13 protein-coding genes and 1 riboswitch are annotated in these 15,033 nt (G+C 72.9%); of the genes, 11 read left to right on the top strand and 2 right to left on the bottom strand.

The features are described 5' to 3' along the window. Positions 1 to 84 precede the first annotated feature (84 nt). The gene (locus IE245_RS29550) at positions 85 to 1,209 is read left to right on the top strand and encodes an ROK family transcriptional regulator (RefSeq protein ID WP_189953085.1); all 1,125 of its coding nucleotides are present in this window, start codon (positions 85 to 87) and stop codon (positions 1,207 to 1,209) included. Positions 1,210 to 1,362: 153 nt separating this feature from the next. Here IE245_RS29550 and IE245_RS29555 read toward each other — a convergent pair whose 3' ends face one another. Continuing rightward, entirely contained in the window at positions 1,363 to 3,684 is a 2,322-nt protein-coding gene (locus IE245_RS29555) for a chitinase C-terminal domain-containing protein (protein WP_189953087.1), read from the bottom strand. A 244-nt stretch (positions 3,685 to 3,928) separates the two neighbouring features. Next, positions 3,929 to 4,058: riboswitch (FMN riboswitch) on the top strand. Between the two features lie 174 nt (positions 4,059 to 4,232). Between IE245_RS29555 and ribD the strand changes: the two genes are divergently transcribed. The 10 genes from ribD (at position 4,233) to IE245_RS29605 (ending at position 12,906) form a co-directional block, all read left to right on the top strand. Continuing rightward, the gene (ribD, locus tag IE245_RS29560) at positions 4,233 to 5,318 is read left to right on the top strand and encodes a bifunctional diaminohydroxyphosphoribosylaminopyrimidine deaminase/5-amino-6-(5-phosphoribosylamino)uracil reductase RibD (protein WP_189953088.1); all 1,086 of its coding nucleotides are present in this window, start codon (positions 4,233 to 4,235) and stop codon (positions 5,316 to 5,318) included. A gap of 2 nt (positions 5,319 to 5,320) precedes the next feature. Further along, positions 5,321 to 5,929 (top strand): riboflavin synthase, encoded by a 609-nt coding sequence (locus tag IE245_RS29565; protein WP_189953090.1) that lies wholly within the window; start codon positions 5,321 to 5,323, stop codon positions 5,927 to 5,929. Further along, a complete protein-coding gene (locus tag IE245_RS29570; protein ID WP_189953092.1) occupies positions 5,926 to 6,561 on the top strand; it encodes a nicotinamide mononucleotide transporter family protein in 636 nt (211 codons plus the stop codon). The genes IE245_RS29565 and IE245_RS29570 overlap by 4 nt, the downstream gene beginning before the upstream one ends. Then, complete coding sequence (locus IE245_RS29575; RefSeq protein WP_189953094.1) at positions 6,558 to 7,829, top strand: bifunctional 3,4-dihydroxy-2-butanone-4-phosphate synthase/GTP cyclohydrolase II; 1,272 nt, start codon at positions 6,558 to 6,560, stop codon at positions 7,827 to 7,829. The genes IE245_RS29570 and IE245_RS29575 overlap by 4 nt, the downstream gene beginning before the upstream one ends. A 33-nt stretch (positions 7,830 to 7,862) precedes the next feature. Further along, entirely contained in the window at positions 7,863 to 8,360 is a 498-nt protein-coding gene (ribH, locus tag IE245_RS29580) for a 6,7-dimethyl-8-ribityllumazine synthase (RefSeq protein WP_189953095.1), read from the top strand. Positions 8,361 to 8,406: 46 nt separating this feature from the next. Beyond that, complete coding sequence (locus IE245_RS29585; protein ID WP_031005643.1) at positions 8,407 to 8,679, top strand: phosphoribosyl-ATP diphosphatase; 273 nt, start codon at positions 8,407 to 8,409, stop codon at positions 8,677 to 8,679. Positions 8,680 to 8,785: 106 nt separating this feature from the next. Then, positions 8,786 to 9,634, top strand: coding sequence for an ATP phosphoribosyltransferase (gene hisG, locus IE245_RS29590; RefSeq protein ID WP_189953097.1), 849 nt, complete (start codon positions 8,786 to 8,788; stop codon positions 9,632 to 9,634). Positions 9,635 to 9,669: 35 nt separating this feature from the next. Further along, positions 9,670 to 10,122 carry a PH domain-containing protein gene (locus tag IE245_RS29595; protein WP_189953099.1) on the top strand — a complete coding sequence of 151 codons (453 nt, stop codon included), beginning with the start codon at positions 9,670 to 9,672 and terminating at the stop codon, positions 10,120 to 10,122. A gap of 277 nt (positions 10,123 to 10,399) precedes the next feature. Beyond that, a complete protein-coding gene (locus tag IE245_RS29600) occupies positions 10,400 to 11,737 on the top strand; it encodes a hemolysin family protein (RefSeq protein WP_189953101.1) in 1,338 nt (445 codons plus the stop codon). Next, entirely contained in the window at positions 11,734 to 12,906 is a 1,173-nt protein-coding gene (locus IE245_RS29605) for a hemolysin family protein (RefSeq protein ID WP_189953102.1), read from the top strand. The genes IE245_RS29600 and IE245_RS29605 overlap by 4 nt, the downstream gene beginning before the upstream one ends. 7 nt (positions 12,907 to 12,913) lie before the next feature. Here IE245_RS29605 and IE245_RS29610 read toward each other — a convergent pair whose 3' ends face one another. After that, complete coding sequence (locus IE245_RS29610) at positions 12,914 to 14,830, bottom strand: AAA family ATPase (protein WP_189953104.1); 1,917 nt, start codon at positions 14,828 to 14,830, stop codon at positions 12,914 to 12,916. Between the last annotated feature and the right edge of the window lie 203 nt (positions 14,831 to 15,033).

Consider the following 15,033-nt stretch of genomic DNA (forward strand, 5'->3'; position numbering starts at 1 on the left):
CGGGCAGTAAACTATCAGGAACCCTGCCTGATAAATAGTGGTCCGGAGAGAAGACGGCGGGGAAGCGTCTGAGAGGATCACCGCATGGCCGCATCCCCGAGCACCGCCCGGGCCCTCAACGACCGGCTCGCCCTGCGTCTGCTCCAGGACGAGGGACCGTTGACGGCAGCCCAGCTCAAGACCCTCACCGGGCTCTCCCGGCCCACCGTCGCCGACCTCGTCGAGCGGCTCAGCGGCTCCGGTCTCGTGCACGTCGTCGGCGAGACCGGCGCCGAGCGCCGCGGTCCCAACGCCAAGCTCTACGGACTCGTCGCCGACCGCGCCCACCTCGCCGCGCTCGACCTCCGCACCCGCTCGGTCACCGTCGCCGTCACCGACCTCCTCGGCGCCCCGCTCGCCGAGGCGGCGGCCCCCGTCGGCGAGGACGCCGGCACCGGCGCCGCCGTCGAGCTGGCCGTCGCCCTCCTGGAACGCACCGCGAAGGAGGCGGGCGTCGAGCGGCTCCACTCCGTCGCCGTCGGCGCCCCCGGCCTCATCGACCCGGCCACCGGCGAGCTCCGCGACTCCACCGGACTGCCCGCCTGGCACCGCCGGCTCGTCGCCGTCCTCCAGGAACGGCTCCCCGCCCAGGTGCTCGTCGAGAACGAGACCAACCTCGCCGCCGTCGCCGAGCTGCGCGAGGGCGCCGCGACGGGCCGCGAGGACTTCGTCCTGCTCTGGCTCGGCCAGGGCATCGGCGCCGCCGTCGTCCTCGGCGGACGGCTGCGCCGGGGGGCCTCCGGCGGCGCCGGCGAGATCGGCTTCCTGCCCGTGCCCGGCACCTCCGGGCTGCCCTCGGCCACCGGCTGCGACGGCGGCTTCCACGAGCTGGTGAGCACCGCCGCCGTCGAGGCCCTCGCCGCCGCCCACGGCCTCGACCCGGCCGGTGCCCTCGCCTCGGGGCACGGCCCCTTCCTCGACGCCCTGGCCCGCCGGCTCGCGGTCGGCGCGGCGGCCGTCGCCGCCGTCCTCGACCCGGGCTGTGTGGTCCTCGCCGGCGAGACCGGCCACCAGGGCGGCCCGGAGCTCGCCGCCCGCGTCGAGGCCGGACTCGCCGCGCTCTCGCCGCTGCGCACCGAGGTCCGCGCCACCACGCTCGGCGACACGGCCGTCCTGCGCGGCGCGCTGCTGCGGGCCCGGGACGCGGCCCAGGACGCCCTCTTCCCGTAGGTGGGGCCCCGCCCACGGCCCCGCGGGGTCCGAGGGACCCCGGAGCACGCGACCGCGCCGCGCCCCGGACAGGGGGGCGCGGCGCGGAGGGTGCGGCCCGGCGGCGGCCAAGGGCCGTGAGACCGCCGCCGGGGGTTCTTCAGGAGGGGCGCGTCAGCAGGTGCCGAGGTCCTTCCAGACGCCCCACTCGCCGGTCGTTCCCGGCTCCTGGTTCTGGGTCCACCACTGGGCCTTCCACTTGTGGCCCTTGTGGGAGACCTCGTTGCCCGCGTTGTAGACCGTGCCGGCCACGTACGCCGGGGCGGTGCAGCCGGTCGGCGGCTCCGTCGTCGGCGGGGTGGTCGGCGTGGTGCCGGAGCCCGGCTCCACGACCGTCGTGCCGCGCGCCAGGTCGCCGGCGAGGGCGTACGTGGTGCCGCTGATGTTCACCGTCCAGTTGGAGGGGGTGGACACCGGCAGGTAGTAGTTGAAGGAGAGCTCGACCGTCGCGCCGGGGGCCAGCGTCTGCCAGGCCGGGAGCTTCAGCGAGACCCGGTGGAAGTCGCCCTTCAGGCCGCCCACGTTGGAGCCCGTGTGGTCGCTGTTGATGACCTTGGTGCCGAAGCCGGACTGGTCGGAGGCGTTGGCCGGGGCCGAGGTGCCGTAGTCGAACTGGAACTCCGTGCCGCCGGGCAGCGTGGTGTTCGTCCGGTTGGTGATCTTCACCTTGGGGGTGATCGGGTAGTTCGAGTCGCCCAGCTTGAACTCGGTGAAGGCGGTCTCGATGTTCACGGCCTGGGTCGGCAGCGCCTTGTTCGACTTCTTGGCGCCGTACGGGGCGGCGGCCTTGAACTTGTCGTACATCAGCGAGGTGAGCGTGGAGCCCATCTCGTACTGGCCCTTGGCGGCGTTCCAGGAGTAGTCGCCGGCCATCTCCCAGACCATGGTGCCGCCGATGCCGCGGTCGACCACGTAGTCGGCCTTGGCGGCCACGGACTGCTCGTCCTCGGTGGAGAGGAAGACCTTCTTCTCGGCGTTCCACAGCCACGGCGCGACCAGGGTCGAGTCGTACTTGCGGGCGTAGGTGCCGGTCAGGGTGGTGTTCGCCGGGAAGCCGTACTTCGTGACGTAGTCGCCGACGATCCCCTTCTCCAGGTTCTTGGCGTGCCACATCGGGTTGGAGCCGGCGGGCGACTCCTTGCCCGTGGTGTCCTTGTCGTGCCACAGGTTGTCGATGCCGACGGCGCCGTCACCGCACTTGGTCAGGCCGGCGCCGGCCGGGCAGGTGGCCGCGGTGGCCTTGCCCCAGAGGCCGTCGGTGCCGCCCTGCACGTTCTTGTGGCCGCGGGTGTAGTAGGGCAGGCCGATGTTGATGCGGCCGGCCGGCATGGAGCCGCGGAAGTAGTGGTACGCCCAGTCGGTGTTGAGGTAGCCGATGTTGCCGTACTGGGAGGAGCCGTAGACGTTGGCGGCGGCGAGCTCGCCGTCCTTGCCGTCGTCGAAGAGCGAGGCATTGGGGCCGACGTACTCGTTCCAGGCGCCGTGCAGGTCGTACGACATGATGTTGACGTAGTCCAGGTACTTCTGGACCTGGAAGGTCTCCATGCCGCGCAGCAGGTAGCCGGAGGACGGGGCGGCGACGGTCAGCAGGTAGTGCTTGCCGTCGGCGGCGCCGGCCCGGTCCAGCTTCTCGCGCAGCGACTTCATCAGGGCGTCGTAGCCCTTGACGAGGCCGGCGCGGCGGGGGTTGGCGAGCGACCAGTCCAGCGGGTTGCCCGCGTCCTTCATGGTGGTCGGGTACTCGTAGTCGATGTCGACGCCGTTGAACCCGTACTTCCGGATGAAGTCGACCGCCGAGGTGGCGAAGGTGTCGATGCCGGCCTGGTTGACCGAGCCGTCGGCGTTGGTGGCCATCGAGTAGAAGCCGCCGGAGTTCACCCGGTCGCCGTTGTCGGCGAAGTAGCCGCCGGTCTCGGCCCAGCCGCCGACGGAGATCAGCGTCTTGACGTCGGGGTGCTGCTTCTTGAACTTGTTCAGCAGGTTGAAGTGGCCCTTGTAGGGGAGGGCCGGGTCCATCTCGGCGCCGGCCACGCCGGGCCAGGTCATGCCGGTGGCGGCGTTGTTCGGGCCGTCCGTGCCGACCGAGAGCTTGTTGTCGCCGCCGATGTGGCCGAAGGCGTAGTTGATGTGGGTGATCTTGTCCCACGGGATGTTGTGGGCGAGGTACGCGGGCTCGCCGTTCTTGCCGGTGCGCCAGCCCGTGAAGTAGCCGATGACGCGGCGCTGGTGGTCGGCGCCCATCTTCTCGCGGCCCTCGGTGTCGTAGACCGAGCAGTAGGGCACGTCGACGCCGGGCGTCTTGTACAGGCCGTCGGGGCGACAGCTCTCGTTGTCGGCGGCGTACGAGACGCCGCCGGCGAGCGAGCTGAGCAGCAGTCCGGCGACGGCGGCACCGGACGCGAGCAGCGACGCTCTCTTGGTCGTGGGGGACAGCACGATCGGGTCCTCCTCGGGGAGGTCAAGAAACACGCAACGAACAAGGGGGTGGTACGTGTTGGGCCCGGGGTGTGCGCACACCGGCGGGCCGTGCCTCGGAGGTGACACGGACATTAAGAGGACTAGACCAGTGCGTCAATAGGTCTGGACCATCGGAGCATTCTGAAAGGCCGTGTGAGTCATCGCACAGAGATCGTGTGCATGACCTTCGGCGGGGCGTGGCACACTGGCCCTGTATCAGCAGCAGCGCACTCCGGGGTCGGTGTAATTCCGAACCGGCGGTATAGTCCGCGACCCGTCCGCAGCCAGCGGCCGGTTGATCAGGTGAAATTCCTGGACCGACGGTGAAAGTCCGGATGGGAGGCAGTGCGCGGCGGGCGACCCCTGACAGGGGTGTGCCGGCCGTACGTCCGCTGGTGGCCGCGCTCCGCGTCGGCGCACCCGTGGACCTCCGGCCTACCGGCACACCTGCTGCGCAGCCGTCGTACCCGCTCTCTGTCGTCATCGACAGGCCCCGGAGTCCGTGCCCGAAGAGGCAGGAGGACCCGGTGGACCGGCAGGCCGACATCACCGCCATGCGACGCGCCGTGGAGCTCGCCGCCCGCGGACTCGGCGCCACCAGCCCCAACCCCGTCGTCGGCTGCGTCGTCACCGACGCCTCCGGACGGGTCGTCGGCGAAGGCTGGCACCAGCGCGCCGGAGGCCCCCACGCCGAGGTCCACGCCCTGCGCGCGGCCGGCGAGGAAGCCCGTGGCGGCACCGCCTACGTCACCCTCGAACCCTGCAACCACACCGGTCGCACCGGCCCCTGCGCCCAGGCCCTGATCGAGGCCGGGATCGCCCGCGTCGTCTACGCCGTCGCCGACCCGGACCCGCAGGCCACCGGCGGCGCGGACACCCTCCGAGCGGCGGGCGTCGAGGTCGCGGCCGGCCTCCTGGAGGACGAGGCCGAGGCGGGCAACACCGCCTGGCTCACCTCCGTCCGCACCGGCCGCCCCTTCGTCCGCTGGAAGTACGCCGCCACCCTCGACGGCCGCGTCGCCGCGGCCGACGGCTCCTCCCGCTGGATCAGCTCCGCCGCGTCCCGCGCCGACGTCCACCGGCTGCGCGCCGAGGCCGACGCCGTCCTGGTCGGCGGCGGGACGCTGCGCGCGGACGACCCGCACCTCGCCGTCCGCGGCGTCGAGGACGCCGTCCAGCCGCTGCGGGTCGCCCTCGACACCCGCGCCGAGCTCCTGCCCACCGCCCGCGTCCTCGACGACGCCGCGCCCACGCTGCTGGTCGTCGGCGAGGACGCCGACACCCGGCACCTGCCCGGCGTCGAACTGCTCCGGCTGCCGCTGCGCGACGGCCGCGTCGGCGTGCACGAGCTGCTCGCCCACCTGTACGCGCGCGGCATCCGCTCCGTCCTCCTCGAAGGCGGCCCCACCCTCGCGGGCGCCTTCGTCGCCGGGGGCGCCGTCGACCAGGTCGTCGGCTACCTCGCCCCGGCCCTCCTCGGCGCCGGCCCGAACGCCCTCGCCGACGCCGGAATCACCACCCTCACGCGCGCGTTGCGCCTCGACATCACCGAGACCGCACACATCGGATCCGATATCCGCATCACCGCCGTCCCGACCCTCAAGGGAGCCTGACCGTGTTCACCGGAATCGTCGAAGAACTGGGCGAGGTCGTCGCCGTCGAGCAGCTGGAGGACGCCTCCCGCTTCCGGCTCCGCGGCCCCCTGGTCACGGAAGGCGCCCGGCACGGCGACTCCATCGCCGTCAACGGTGTCTGCCTCACGGTCGTCGAGCACGGCGACGGCGAGTTCACCGCCGACGTCATGGCCGAGACCCTCAAGCGGTCCAGCCTCGGCGCCCTCGACGTCGGCTCCCGGGTCAACCTGGAGCGGCCCATGGCCGTCGGCGGCCGCCTCGGCGGACACATCGTCCAGGGCCACGTGGACGGCACCGGCACCGTCCTGGAGCGGACCCCCTCCGAGCACTGGGAGCTCGTCAAGGTCGGCCTCCCGGCCCCGCTCGCCCGCTACGTCGTCGAGAAGGGCTCCATCACCGTCGACGGCGTCAGCCTCACCGTGGTCGAGGTCGGCGACGACTGGTTCACCATCAGCCTCATCCCCACCACCCTCGACCTGACGACGCTCGGCCTCAAGCAGCCCGGTGCCCCGGTCAACCTCGAAGTCGACGTCATCGCCAAGTACGTCGAGCGGCTGCTCGGCACGGACGCACAGGAGAACGGCAAGTGAACTGGCTCAACTCCGAGGCGTTCACCGTCCTCGACCAGCACATCATCTGGTCGGACCTGATCGGCAACACGATCGGCCTCATAGCCCTGGCCCTCGGCTGGCGCCGCTCCATCCTCACCTGGCCCGCCCAGCTCCTCTCCGGGCTCGTCCTCGTCGGCGCCTACGCCTCCGCCCACCTCTCCGGCGGCGTCGGCAAGCAGCTCCTCGTCATCGGCGTCGCCGCCTGGGGCTGGTGGCAGTGGAACCGCGGGAAGCAGCAGGCACAGGACGGCTCCATCGCCGTCCGCTTCGCCACCTGGAAGGAGCGCGGCCTCCTCGCGGGCGGCGCCCTCCTCGGCACCCTCGCCGTCGGCGGCCTCTTCACCCTCTTCCCGTCGCTCTCCTGGAGCCCGTGGGCCGACGCGTACATCTTCGTCGGCACCCTCGTCGCGATGGTCGCCCAGGCCCGCGGCCTGGTCGAGTTCTGGTTCGCCTGGCTCCTCGTCGACCTCGTCGGCGTCCCGCTCGCCTTCAACAGCGGCCTCGCCTTCTCCGGCCTCGTCTACGTCGTCTACTTCGCCCTCGTCCTGTGGGGCATGCGCGACTGGTGGCTCCGGTCCCGCACCCCCGTCCTGGAAGGAGCCCCCGCATGAACCCCTGGGACCTCGATGAGAGCCTCGCCCTCGACCCCGTCGAGCAGGCGATCCGCGACATCGCCGCTGGCCGCCCCGTGGTCGTCGTCGACGACGAGGACCGCGAGAACGAGGGCGACCTCGTCATCGCCGCCGAGAAGGCCACCCCCGAGGTCGTCGCCTTCATGATGAGCGAGTGCCGCGGCCTGATCTGCGCCCCCATGGAGCACGACGAACTGGAGCGGCTCCGCCTCCCGCAGATGGTCGAGCACAACACCGAGTCCATGCGGACCGCCTTCACCGTCTCCGTCGACGCGAGCCCCGAGCACGGCGTCACCACCGGCATCTCCGCCGCCGACCGCGCCACCACCCTCCGGATGCTCGCGAGCGGCCACCACGAGCCCTCCGACTTCGTCCGCCCCGGCCACGTCTTCCCGCTGCGCGCCCGCGAGGGCGGCGTCCTCGCCCGCCCCGGGCACACCGAGGCCGCCGTCGACCTCGCCCGCCTCGCGGGCCTCCGCCCGGCCGGCGCGATCGTCGAGATCGCCGGCGAGGACGGCGTGATGCTCCGCCTGCCCGAACTCGTCCCCTTCGCCCGCAAGCACGGCCTGACGATCATCTCCATCGAGGACCTGATCGCCTACCGCCGCTCCGCCGAGCCCACCGTCCGCCGCGAGGCCGAGGTCCACCTCCCCACCGCGCACGGCGACTTCACCGCCTACGGCTACCGCTCCACCGTCGACGGCGTCGAGCACGTCGCCCTCGTCCACGGCGAGATCGGCGACGGCGCCGACGTCCTCGTCCGGGTCCACTCCGAGTGCCTCACCGGCGACGTCTTCCACTCGCTGCGCTGCGACTGCGGCCCCCAGCTCCAGGCCTCCATGGACCGCATCCAGGAGGCCGGCCGCGGCGTCGTCGTCTACCTCCGCGGCCACGAGGGGCGCGGCATCGGCCTGCTCTCCAAGCTGCGCGCGTACGAACTCCAGGAGCGCGGCCGCGACACCCTCGACGCCAACCTCGAACTGGGCCTGCCCGCCGACGCCCGCGACTACGCGGCCGGCGCGCAGATCCTCGGCGACCTCGGCGTCCGCAGCCTCCGCCTGATGACCAACAACCCCGACAAGATCGAGGCCCTCACCCGGCACGGCCTCGCCGTCGAGGGCCGCGAGCCGATGCCCGTCACGGCCGGCGAGCACAACCTCCACTACCTGCGCACCAAGCGGGACCGCATGGGCCACGACCTGCCGTGGCTCGACGGCTCCCCGGCCCCCACCTGCGGCAACCAGTAATCACCCCGTACGACACCACCGGCTAGGAGAACCATGAGCGGCAAGGGCGCACCCGTCCTCAGCGTGAAGAACTGCGGCGACCTGCGGGTCGCGGTCGTCGCGGCCCAGTGGCACGAGAAGATCATGGACGGCCTCGTGGACGGCGCCCTGCGCGCGCTGTCCGAGCTCGGCATCGACGAGCCCACCCTGCTCCGCGTCCCCGGCAGCTTCGAGCTCCCGGTCGTGGCCAAGGTCCTCGCGGAGCGCGGCTACGACGCGGTCGTCGCCCTCGGCGTGGTCATCCGCGGCGGCACCCCCCACTTCGACTACGTGTGCCAGGGCGTCACCCAGGGCCTCGTGCAGGTCTCGATCGACACCGGAGTCCCCGTCGGCTTCGGCGTGCTGACCTGCGACAACGAGGAGCAGGCGCTGGACCGCGCCGGCCTGGAGGGGTCGAACGAGGACAAGGGCCACGAAGCGGTCACCGCCGCCGTCGCCACCGCCACCACCCTCCGGTCGGTCAGCGAGCCCTGGCGCAAGTCCACGGAGTGAACCCTGGCGACGGGGCCTCCGGCCGAACCCGTACCCTAAGGACATCATGGCGAACAAAACCTTCGAAGAGCTCTTCACCGAGCTTCAGCTCAAGGCCGCCAACGGCGACCCCAGCACCTCCCGCACCGCCGAGCTGGTCGGCAAGGGCGTCCATGCCATCGGCAAGAAGGTCGTCGAGGAGGCAGCCGAGGTCTGGATGGCCGCCGAGTACGAGGGCAAGGAAGCCGCCGCCGAGGAGATCTCGCAGCTGCTGTACCACGTCCAGGTGATGATGGTCGCCCGCGGGATCTCGCTCGACGACGTCTACGCCCACCTCTGAGCACGGACCGCCCCCGGGCACGGCCCACCGGGCCGTCCCGGGCACGGCCCGCCCCGAGCACGCACCCCCCGTTCCCCACCACTCCCAGGCAAAGGAAGCCCACCCCATGCTGCGCATCGCCGTCCCCAACAAGGGTTCCCTCTCCGGACCTGCGTCGGCCATGCTCCATGAGGCCGGCTACCGCCAGCGCAAGGAGTCCAAGGAACTGGTGGTCATCGACCCCGACAACGAGGTCGAGTTCTTCTACCTGCGTCCGAAGGACATCGCCATCTACGTGGCGTCCGGCAAGCTGGACATCGGCATCACCGGCCGTGACCTGCTGCTCGACTCCGGCGCCAGTGCCGAGGAGATCCTGGCGCTGAACTTCGGCCGCTCCACGTTCCGCTACGCCACCCGCCCGGGCACCGCCCAGGGCCCCGAGGACTTCGGCGGCATGACGATCGCCACCTCGTACGAGGGCATCGTCGCCAAGCACCTCGCCGACCAGGGGATCGACGCCTCCGTCGTCCACCTGGACGGCGCCGTCGAGACCGCGATCCAGCTCGGCGTCGCCCAGGTCATCGCCGACGTCGTCGAGACCGGCACCAGCCTGCGCAACGCCGGCCTGGAGGTCATCGGCGAGCCGATCCTGAAGTCCGAGGCGGTCGTCGTCCGCCGCCACGGGGCCGAGACCGACCACCCCCAGGTCCAGCAGTTCCTGCGCCGCCTCCAGGGCGTCCTGGTCGCCCGCAGCTACGTGATGATGGACTACGACTGCCGCGCCGAGCACCTGGAGCAGGCCGTCGCGCTCACCCCGGGCCTGGAGTCGCCGACCGTCTCCCCGCTGCACAACGAGGGCTGGGTCGCCGTCCGCGCGATGGTCCCCGCCAAGGAGGCGCAGCGGATCATGGACGACCTGTACGAAATCGGCGCCCGCGCGATCCTCACCACCGCGATCCACGCCTGCCGTCTCTGACCCCCCGCCGCACCACTCCTGGCCGAGGTACCCCGATGTCCGAGTCGCCCACGCCCGTCCTTCCGGTCACCTTCCGGCCGGGCCGCACCCGCGCCGTCCTGCTGACCGTGGGCGTCGCCATGTTCGCGGCGATCACCGCCGTGGCCCTGATGCTGGAGCGGCTCGGACCGGGGGAGCGGGCCAGCTTCGTCTTCACCGCCGCGCTCTTCCTCGGTGTCCTGGTGATGCTGAGCCGCCCCAAGGTCGTCGCCGACAGCGAGGGCGTCACGGTCGTCAACATCACCCGCACCCGGCGCCTCGCCTGGGCGGAGATCCTCCGCGTCAACCTCCGTCCCGGCGACCCGTGGGTCTTCCTCGACCTCAGCGACGGCACCAGCCTGCCGGCCCTGGGCATCCAGCCCGGCATCGCCAAGGAGTCCGCCATCAGGGACGCCCGCGCCCTGCGGGCCCTCGCGGACAGCCGGGGCACCGGGGTCGAGACGGCCTGAGCCCGGACGCGAGACGGCCCGGGCATCGGTCGGGGTCTCGGTCGGGCCTCGGGGAGAACCCCGGAGCGTCCCCCATCCGGGGCGTCCCCCTGCCGTGCGGGGCGCTCGCGTGACTACTCTTGAGGCGGTGGTGCCGGGCGCACCACCGCCTCGCGTGTGCAGGGCCGCCGCCGGCGGCCGGCGAGGCCACCCTTCGACCCGAGGAGTGACTCCCTCCGGCAATGGACGGATCGTCCGGTAGTACAAGCGCCGCCCCCTCGTCCCCCGAGGCGGCGGCATGATCGTCTCCCTGCTGCTCCTTCTGGCAGCCTTCCTCCTGATCCTCGCCAACGGCTTCTTCGTTGCCGCCGAGTTCGGTCTCGTGACCGTCGAGCGCGCGGAGGCCGAGCGGGCCGCGGCCGCCGGCGACCGGCGCGCCCGCACCGTCGTCTCGGCGCTGCGCGAGCTCTCCTTCCAGCTCTCCGGCACCCAGCTCGGCATCACCCTCACCTCGCTCGTCGTCGGCATGCTCGCCGAGCCCGCGCTCGCCGGCCTGCTGCGCGCCCCCCTGACCGCCACCGGGCTCCCCCCGGGCGCCGTCTCCGGGGTCGCCGTGGTGATCGGCATGCTGCTCGCCTCGGCCGTGCAGATGGTCGTCGGCGAGCTGGTGCCCAAGAACTGGGCGGTCTCCCGGCCGCTCCAGGTCGCCCGCTTCGTCGCCGCCCCGCAGCGCCGCTTCTCCGCCCTCTTCCGGCCGGTGATCGCCCTGCTCAACCGGGTGGCGAACGCCCTGGTCCGCGCCCTGGGCGTCGAGCCCACCGAGGAGCTCGACTCGGTCCGCACCCCCGGCGAGCTGGAATCCCTCGCCCGGCACTCGGCCCGGGCCGGCGCCCTCGAACAGGACACCGCCGACCTCTTCGTCCGCACCCTGTCCCTGGCCGGTCTCACCGCGGAGCAGGTCATGACCCCGCGCGTGAAGGTCGGCGCCCTCCAGTGGGACGCCACGGCGGCCGACGTCCTCAACCTCACGCGCGCCACCGGCCTCTCGCGCTTCCCGGTCTACCGGGACCGCATCGACGAGGTCGTCGGCATGGTCCACCTCAAGGACGCCCTCGCCGTAGCCCCCGACGCCCGCCCGCGGACCTCGGTCGGACGGATCGCCGTCCCCCCGCTCCTGGTCCCCGAGTCGCTGCCCGTCCAGGCCCTCCTGGAGCGGCTGCGGCGCGAGCAGCCGATCGCCGTCGTCGTCGACGAGTACGGCGGCACGGCCGGCGTGGTCACCCTGGAGGACATCGTCGAGGAGCTCGTCGGCGAGGTCCGCGACGAGCACGACACCGCCGCCGACGCCCGCCCCGAGCTGGCCGCCGCGCCCGCCGAGGACGGCCGCCCCGCCTGGGAGGCCGACGGCTCCTGCCGGGTCCACACCCTGCGCCGGATAGGCCTCGACGTGCCGGACGGCCCGTACGAGACGGTCGCCGGGCTCGTCGCCGACCTGCTGGGCCGGATCCCGGCCCCCGGCGACCGTGCCGAACTGCCCGGCTGGCGGCTCTCGGTCCGCCGGGTCGACCGCTTCCGGGCCGAACGGGTCCGGATCGTGCGCACCGCCCCCGTGCCGATGGCGGAGGCGGTCCGATGAGCACCCTCCAGCTCCTCCTCGCCCTCTTCCTCGTCCTGGCCAACGGCTTCTTCGTCGGCGCCGAGTTCGCGCTCGTCTCCGTCCGCCGCAGCCAGATCGAGCCGCTCGGCGGGGCCCGCGCCAAGCAGGTGCTGTACGGCCTGGAGAACCTGCCGCGGATGATGGCCGCCGCGCAGTTCGGCATCACCGTCTGCTCGCTCACCCTCGGCGCGGTCGCCGAACCGACCGTCGCCCACCTCCTCGAACCGGCCTTCCACGCCGTCGGCGTGCCGGCCGGGCTCATCCATCCGCTCGGCTACGTGATCGCCCTCGCCGTGGTCGTCTTCCTCCACCTCGTCATCGGCGAGATGGTCCCGAAGAACCTCGCGATGGCCGCGCCCGAACGGACCGCGCTCTGGCTCGCCCCCGCCCTGGTCGGCTTCGCCCGGCTCTGCCGGCCGGTGACGGCCGCCCTGGGCGCCTGCTCGGCCGTGGTCCTGCGGGCCTTCAAGGTCGAGCCGAAGGACGAGGTGGAGGCCGTCTTCACCAGTGCGCAGCTCGGCCGGCTGGTCGAGGACGCCGGCCAGGCGGGTCTCCTCGACCCGGCCGAGCAGGAGCGCCTGGAGGACGCCCTGGAGCTGGGCAGCCGCCCGGTCACCGACGTGCTCCTCCCGGCCGCGGCGCTCGTCACCGTCCCGCCGTCGGCCACCCCGGAGCGGATCGAGGAGCTGACCGTACGGACCGGCTACTCCCGCTTCCCGGTCGTCGCCGAGGACCGCGGGCAGACCGCCTTCCTCGGCTTCGTGCACGTCAAGGACGTGCTGGACCTGGAGGAGCGGGAGCGGCCCGTGCCACGGCAGCTGTGGCGCCCGATGGCGACGCTCCGCGCGGAGCTGCCGCTGGACGACGCCCTCACCGTGATGCGCCGGGCCGCCACCCATCTCGCGCAGGTCGCGGACGCCTCCGGCCGGGTCCTCGGCCTGGTCGCCCTGGAGGACGTCCTGGAGACGCTGGTGGGCGAGGTCCGCGACCCCGCGCACCGGCTGCGCCCGAACCCGGCCCCGGCGGCACCCGCTCCGCATCAGGCGCCCACTCCGCATCAGGCGCCCACTCCGCATCAGGCGCCCACTCCGGGTCAGGAGCCCGCTTCCGGCCTGGCGCCCGCCCCGTCGCCGGCTCCGGCCGGCTAGGGACGGGTCAGAACGGGGGCTCCTGCTGGGGGCCGCGGTCCGCCGGACCGCGGCCCGACAGCACCTCGCCGTACGCCTGCATGAGGTCCCCGAGCCGCAGCGTGGCCAGGTCCTCGCGGGTGAGCGTGCCGGAGTAGCCGGAGAGCCGCAGGTCCCGGTAGGCGCAGGACTTCTCGTACAGGGTGCGCAGGAAGCGGCCGTTGCCCAGCTCGTCGATCCAGCCCTGCTCGACGACGTGGCCGCTGATCGAGCGCAGCTCCTCCAGGGCCTCCTCGTCCCAGCCGTCGCCGTTCGCCGCGGCCAGCACCTCGCCGATCGCGGTCAGTTCCTGCGGCCGGTAGGACGGGAAGTCGACCCGGGTGGTGAAGCGGGAGGAGAGCCCGGGGTTGGCGGCGAGCAGCCGGTCCATGCCCTCCGGGTACCCCGCCAGGATGACGACGAGGTGGTCGCGGTTGTCCTCGGCCCGCTTCAGCAGCACCTGGAGGGCCTCGTCGCCGTACGCGTCGCCCTTGCTGTAGCCGGAGTTCGAGAGCGCGTACGCCTCGTCGACGAAGAGCACCCCGCCGACCGCCGAGTCGATCAGCTCGTTCGCCTTCACCGCCGTCTGGCCGAGGAACTCCCCGACGAGGTCGGCCCGTTGGGCCTCCACGAGATGGTCGCCGCCGAGCAGACCGAGCGCGTAGAAGACCCGGCCGAGGATCCGGGCCACCGTCGTCTTGCCGGTGCCGGACGGCCCGGAGAAGACGAAGTGCCGCTTCGGCGGCTGCACCGGCAGTCCCTGCCCCGCCCGCAGCCGGGCCATCTCCAGCTGGGCGGAGAGCGCCTTGACCTGACGCTTCACCGGTTCGAGTCCGACCATGCCCTCCAGCTCGGCGAGCGCCTCGGCGAGCAGCGCCGGATCGGTCGGCCCGGCCGGGAAGCGCGGCGGACCGGGCTGCGCGGGCACCGGAGAGCTGTGCCGTACGACCTCCCGGGGCCCGGCCGGCGTGCCGGGCGGCACCGGATCGGGGGAGCGGCGCAGCCCGTCGCCGGGGGAGAGGGGCTCCGTCTCGGGGCCGGTGGCGGTGTCCGTGCCGTCCTGCCCGGGGCCCGCGCCGACCGTGCCGAGGACGACGGCGGCGAGGCCGGCCTGTTCGTCCATGCCGTCGAGCCCGTCGAAGCCGTCGTACTCGGCGATGGCGGCGAGCCGGGCGGCGGTGTCCATGAACGCCGGGTCGACCCGGTGCACCGCCCGGTAGAGGGGGAGGGCGGCGGCGCTGCGGCCGGTGCCCTCGTGGGCGCGGGCGAGCCAGTAGCGCAGCTCCTTGCGCTGCGGCTGCTCGCTGCGGCAGCGCATCAGGGCCGCCGAGAGCAGCGGCTCGGCCTGCCCGTACATCTCCAGGCGCACCCGGGCCATGCCGCCGAAGAGGCCCGCCTCGATGCCGAGCAGCGGGTCGTCCACGAGCGGTTCGGTGTGCCGGACCAGCTGGTCCCAGTCCTTGACCAGATAGGAGCGGCAGGCGTGCAGGAAGCGGACCTGCGGGTCGGTGTCGACCGGTGGCAGCTCGGCGAGCGCCCGGTCGAGCTCCGGGACGTGCCGCCCGTCGAGCCAGTGGGAGGCGTGGGCGAGCAGCAGGTCGCGCGGGCTCTCCAGCACCGGCTGCACCCACCAGCCGAGCCAGTACCAGGAGTTGAGGGTGCGGCGGTGCCGGGCGCGCTGCTCGCCGAAGCGCTCGCGGTTGCGGTACATGCGCAGCAGTGCGGTGGTGGTGTCCACCCGGAGGGCGTGCAGCCCGAGCCAGGCGTCCGCCATGCCGGGGTCGATCCGCACCGCGGCCCGGAACTCCTCCTCGGCCTGCGGGTAGGCGCCCATCGTGTAGGCGTCCACTCCGCGCAGCCAGGCGAGTTCGGCGGGGGCCTGCGCGCCCTGCGTGCCGATGTCCATCGGGTCCCCCACAACCGTCGGCGTATGGACGGGATTTGACCGCACCTGCGGGCATCGTACCTGCGCAGGCGGGGTGCGCTTAAGAAGAAGCGCAAGATCCGGAAGTGGTGACCCTGGGTGAGCGCAGGCGGTGGGAAGGGGGCCGGCGAGGGCGCGCGAGGGCGGAACGAAGCCCCCGATCACGGGGGAACAACCGGGGGCTT

It is taken from the genome of Streptomyces roseolus (assembly GCF_014649855.1).
GTDB lineage: Bacteria > Actinomycetota > Actinomycetes > Streptomycetales > Streptomycetaceae > Streptomyces > Streptomyces roseolus.

Excerpts from the sequence above, each read along its gene's own strand:
- IE245_RS29550 (WP_189953085.1), top strand. The coding sequence starts at position 85 with ATGGCCGCATCCCCGAGCACCGCCCGGGCCCTCAACGACCGGCTCGCC.
- IE245_RS29575 (WP_189953094.1), top strand. The coding sequence starts at position 6,558 with ATGAACCCCTGGGACCTCGATGAGAGCCTCGCCCTCGACCCCGTCGAG.
- ribH (WP_189953095.1), top strand. The coding sequence starts at position 7,863 with ATGAGCGGCAAGGGCGCACCCGTCCTCAGCGTGAAGAACTGCGGCGAC.
- IE245_RS29585 (WP_031005643.1), top strand. The coding sequence starts at position 8,407 with ATGGCGAACAAAACCTTCGAAGAGCTCTTCACCGAGCTTCAGCTCAAG.
- hisG (WP_189953097.1), top strand. The coding sequence starts at position 8,786 with ATGCTGCGCATCGCCGTCCCCAACAAGGGTTCCCTCTCCGGACCTGCG.
- IE245_RS29595 (WP_189953099.1), top strand. The coding sequence starts at position 9,670 with ATGTCCGAGTCGCCCACGCCCGTCCTTCCGGTCACCTTCCGGCCGGGC.
- IE245_RS29600 (WP_189953101.1), top strand. The coding sequence starts at position 10,400 with ATGATCGTCTCCCTGCTGCTCCTTCTGGCAGCCTTCCTCCTGATCCTC.
- IE245_RS29605 (WP_189953102.1), top strand. The coding sequence starts at position 11,734 with ATGAGCACCCTCCAGCTCCTCCTCGCCCTCTTCCTCGTCCTGGCCAAC.
- IE245_RS29610 (WP_189953104.1), bottom strand. The coding sequence starts at position 14,830 with ATGGACATCGGCACGCAGGGCGCGCAGGCCCCCGCCGAACTCGCCTGG.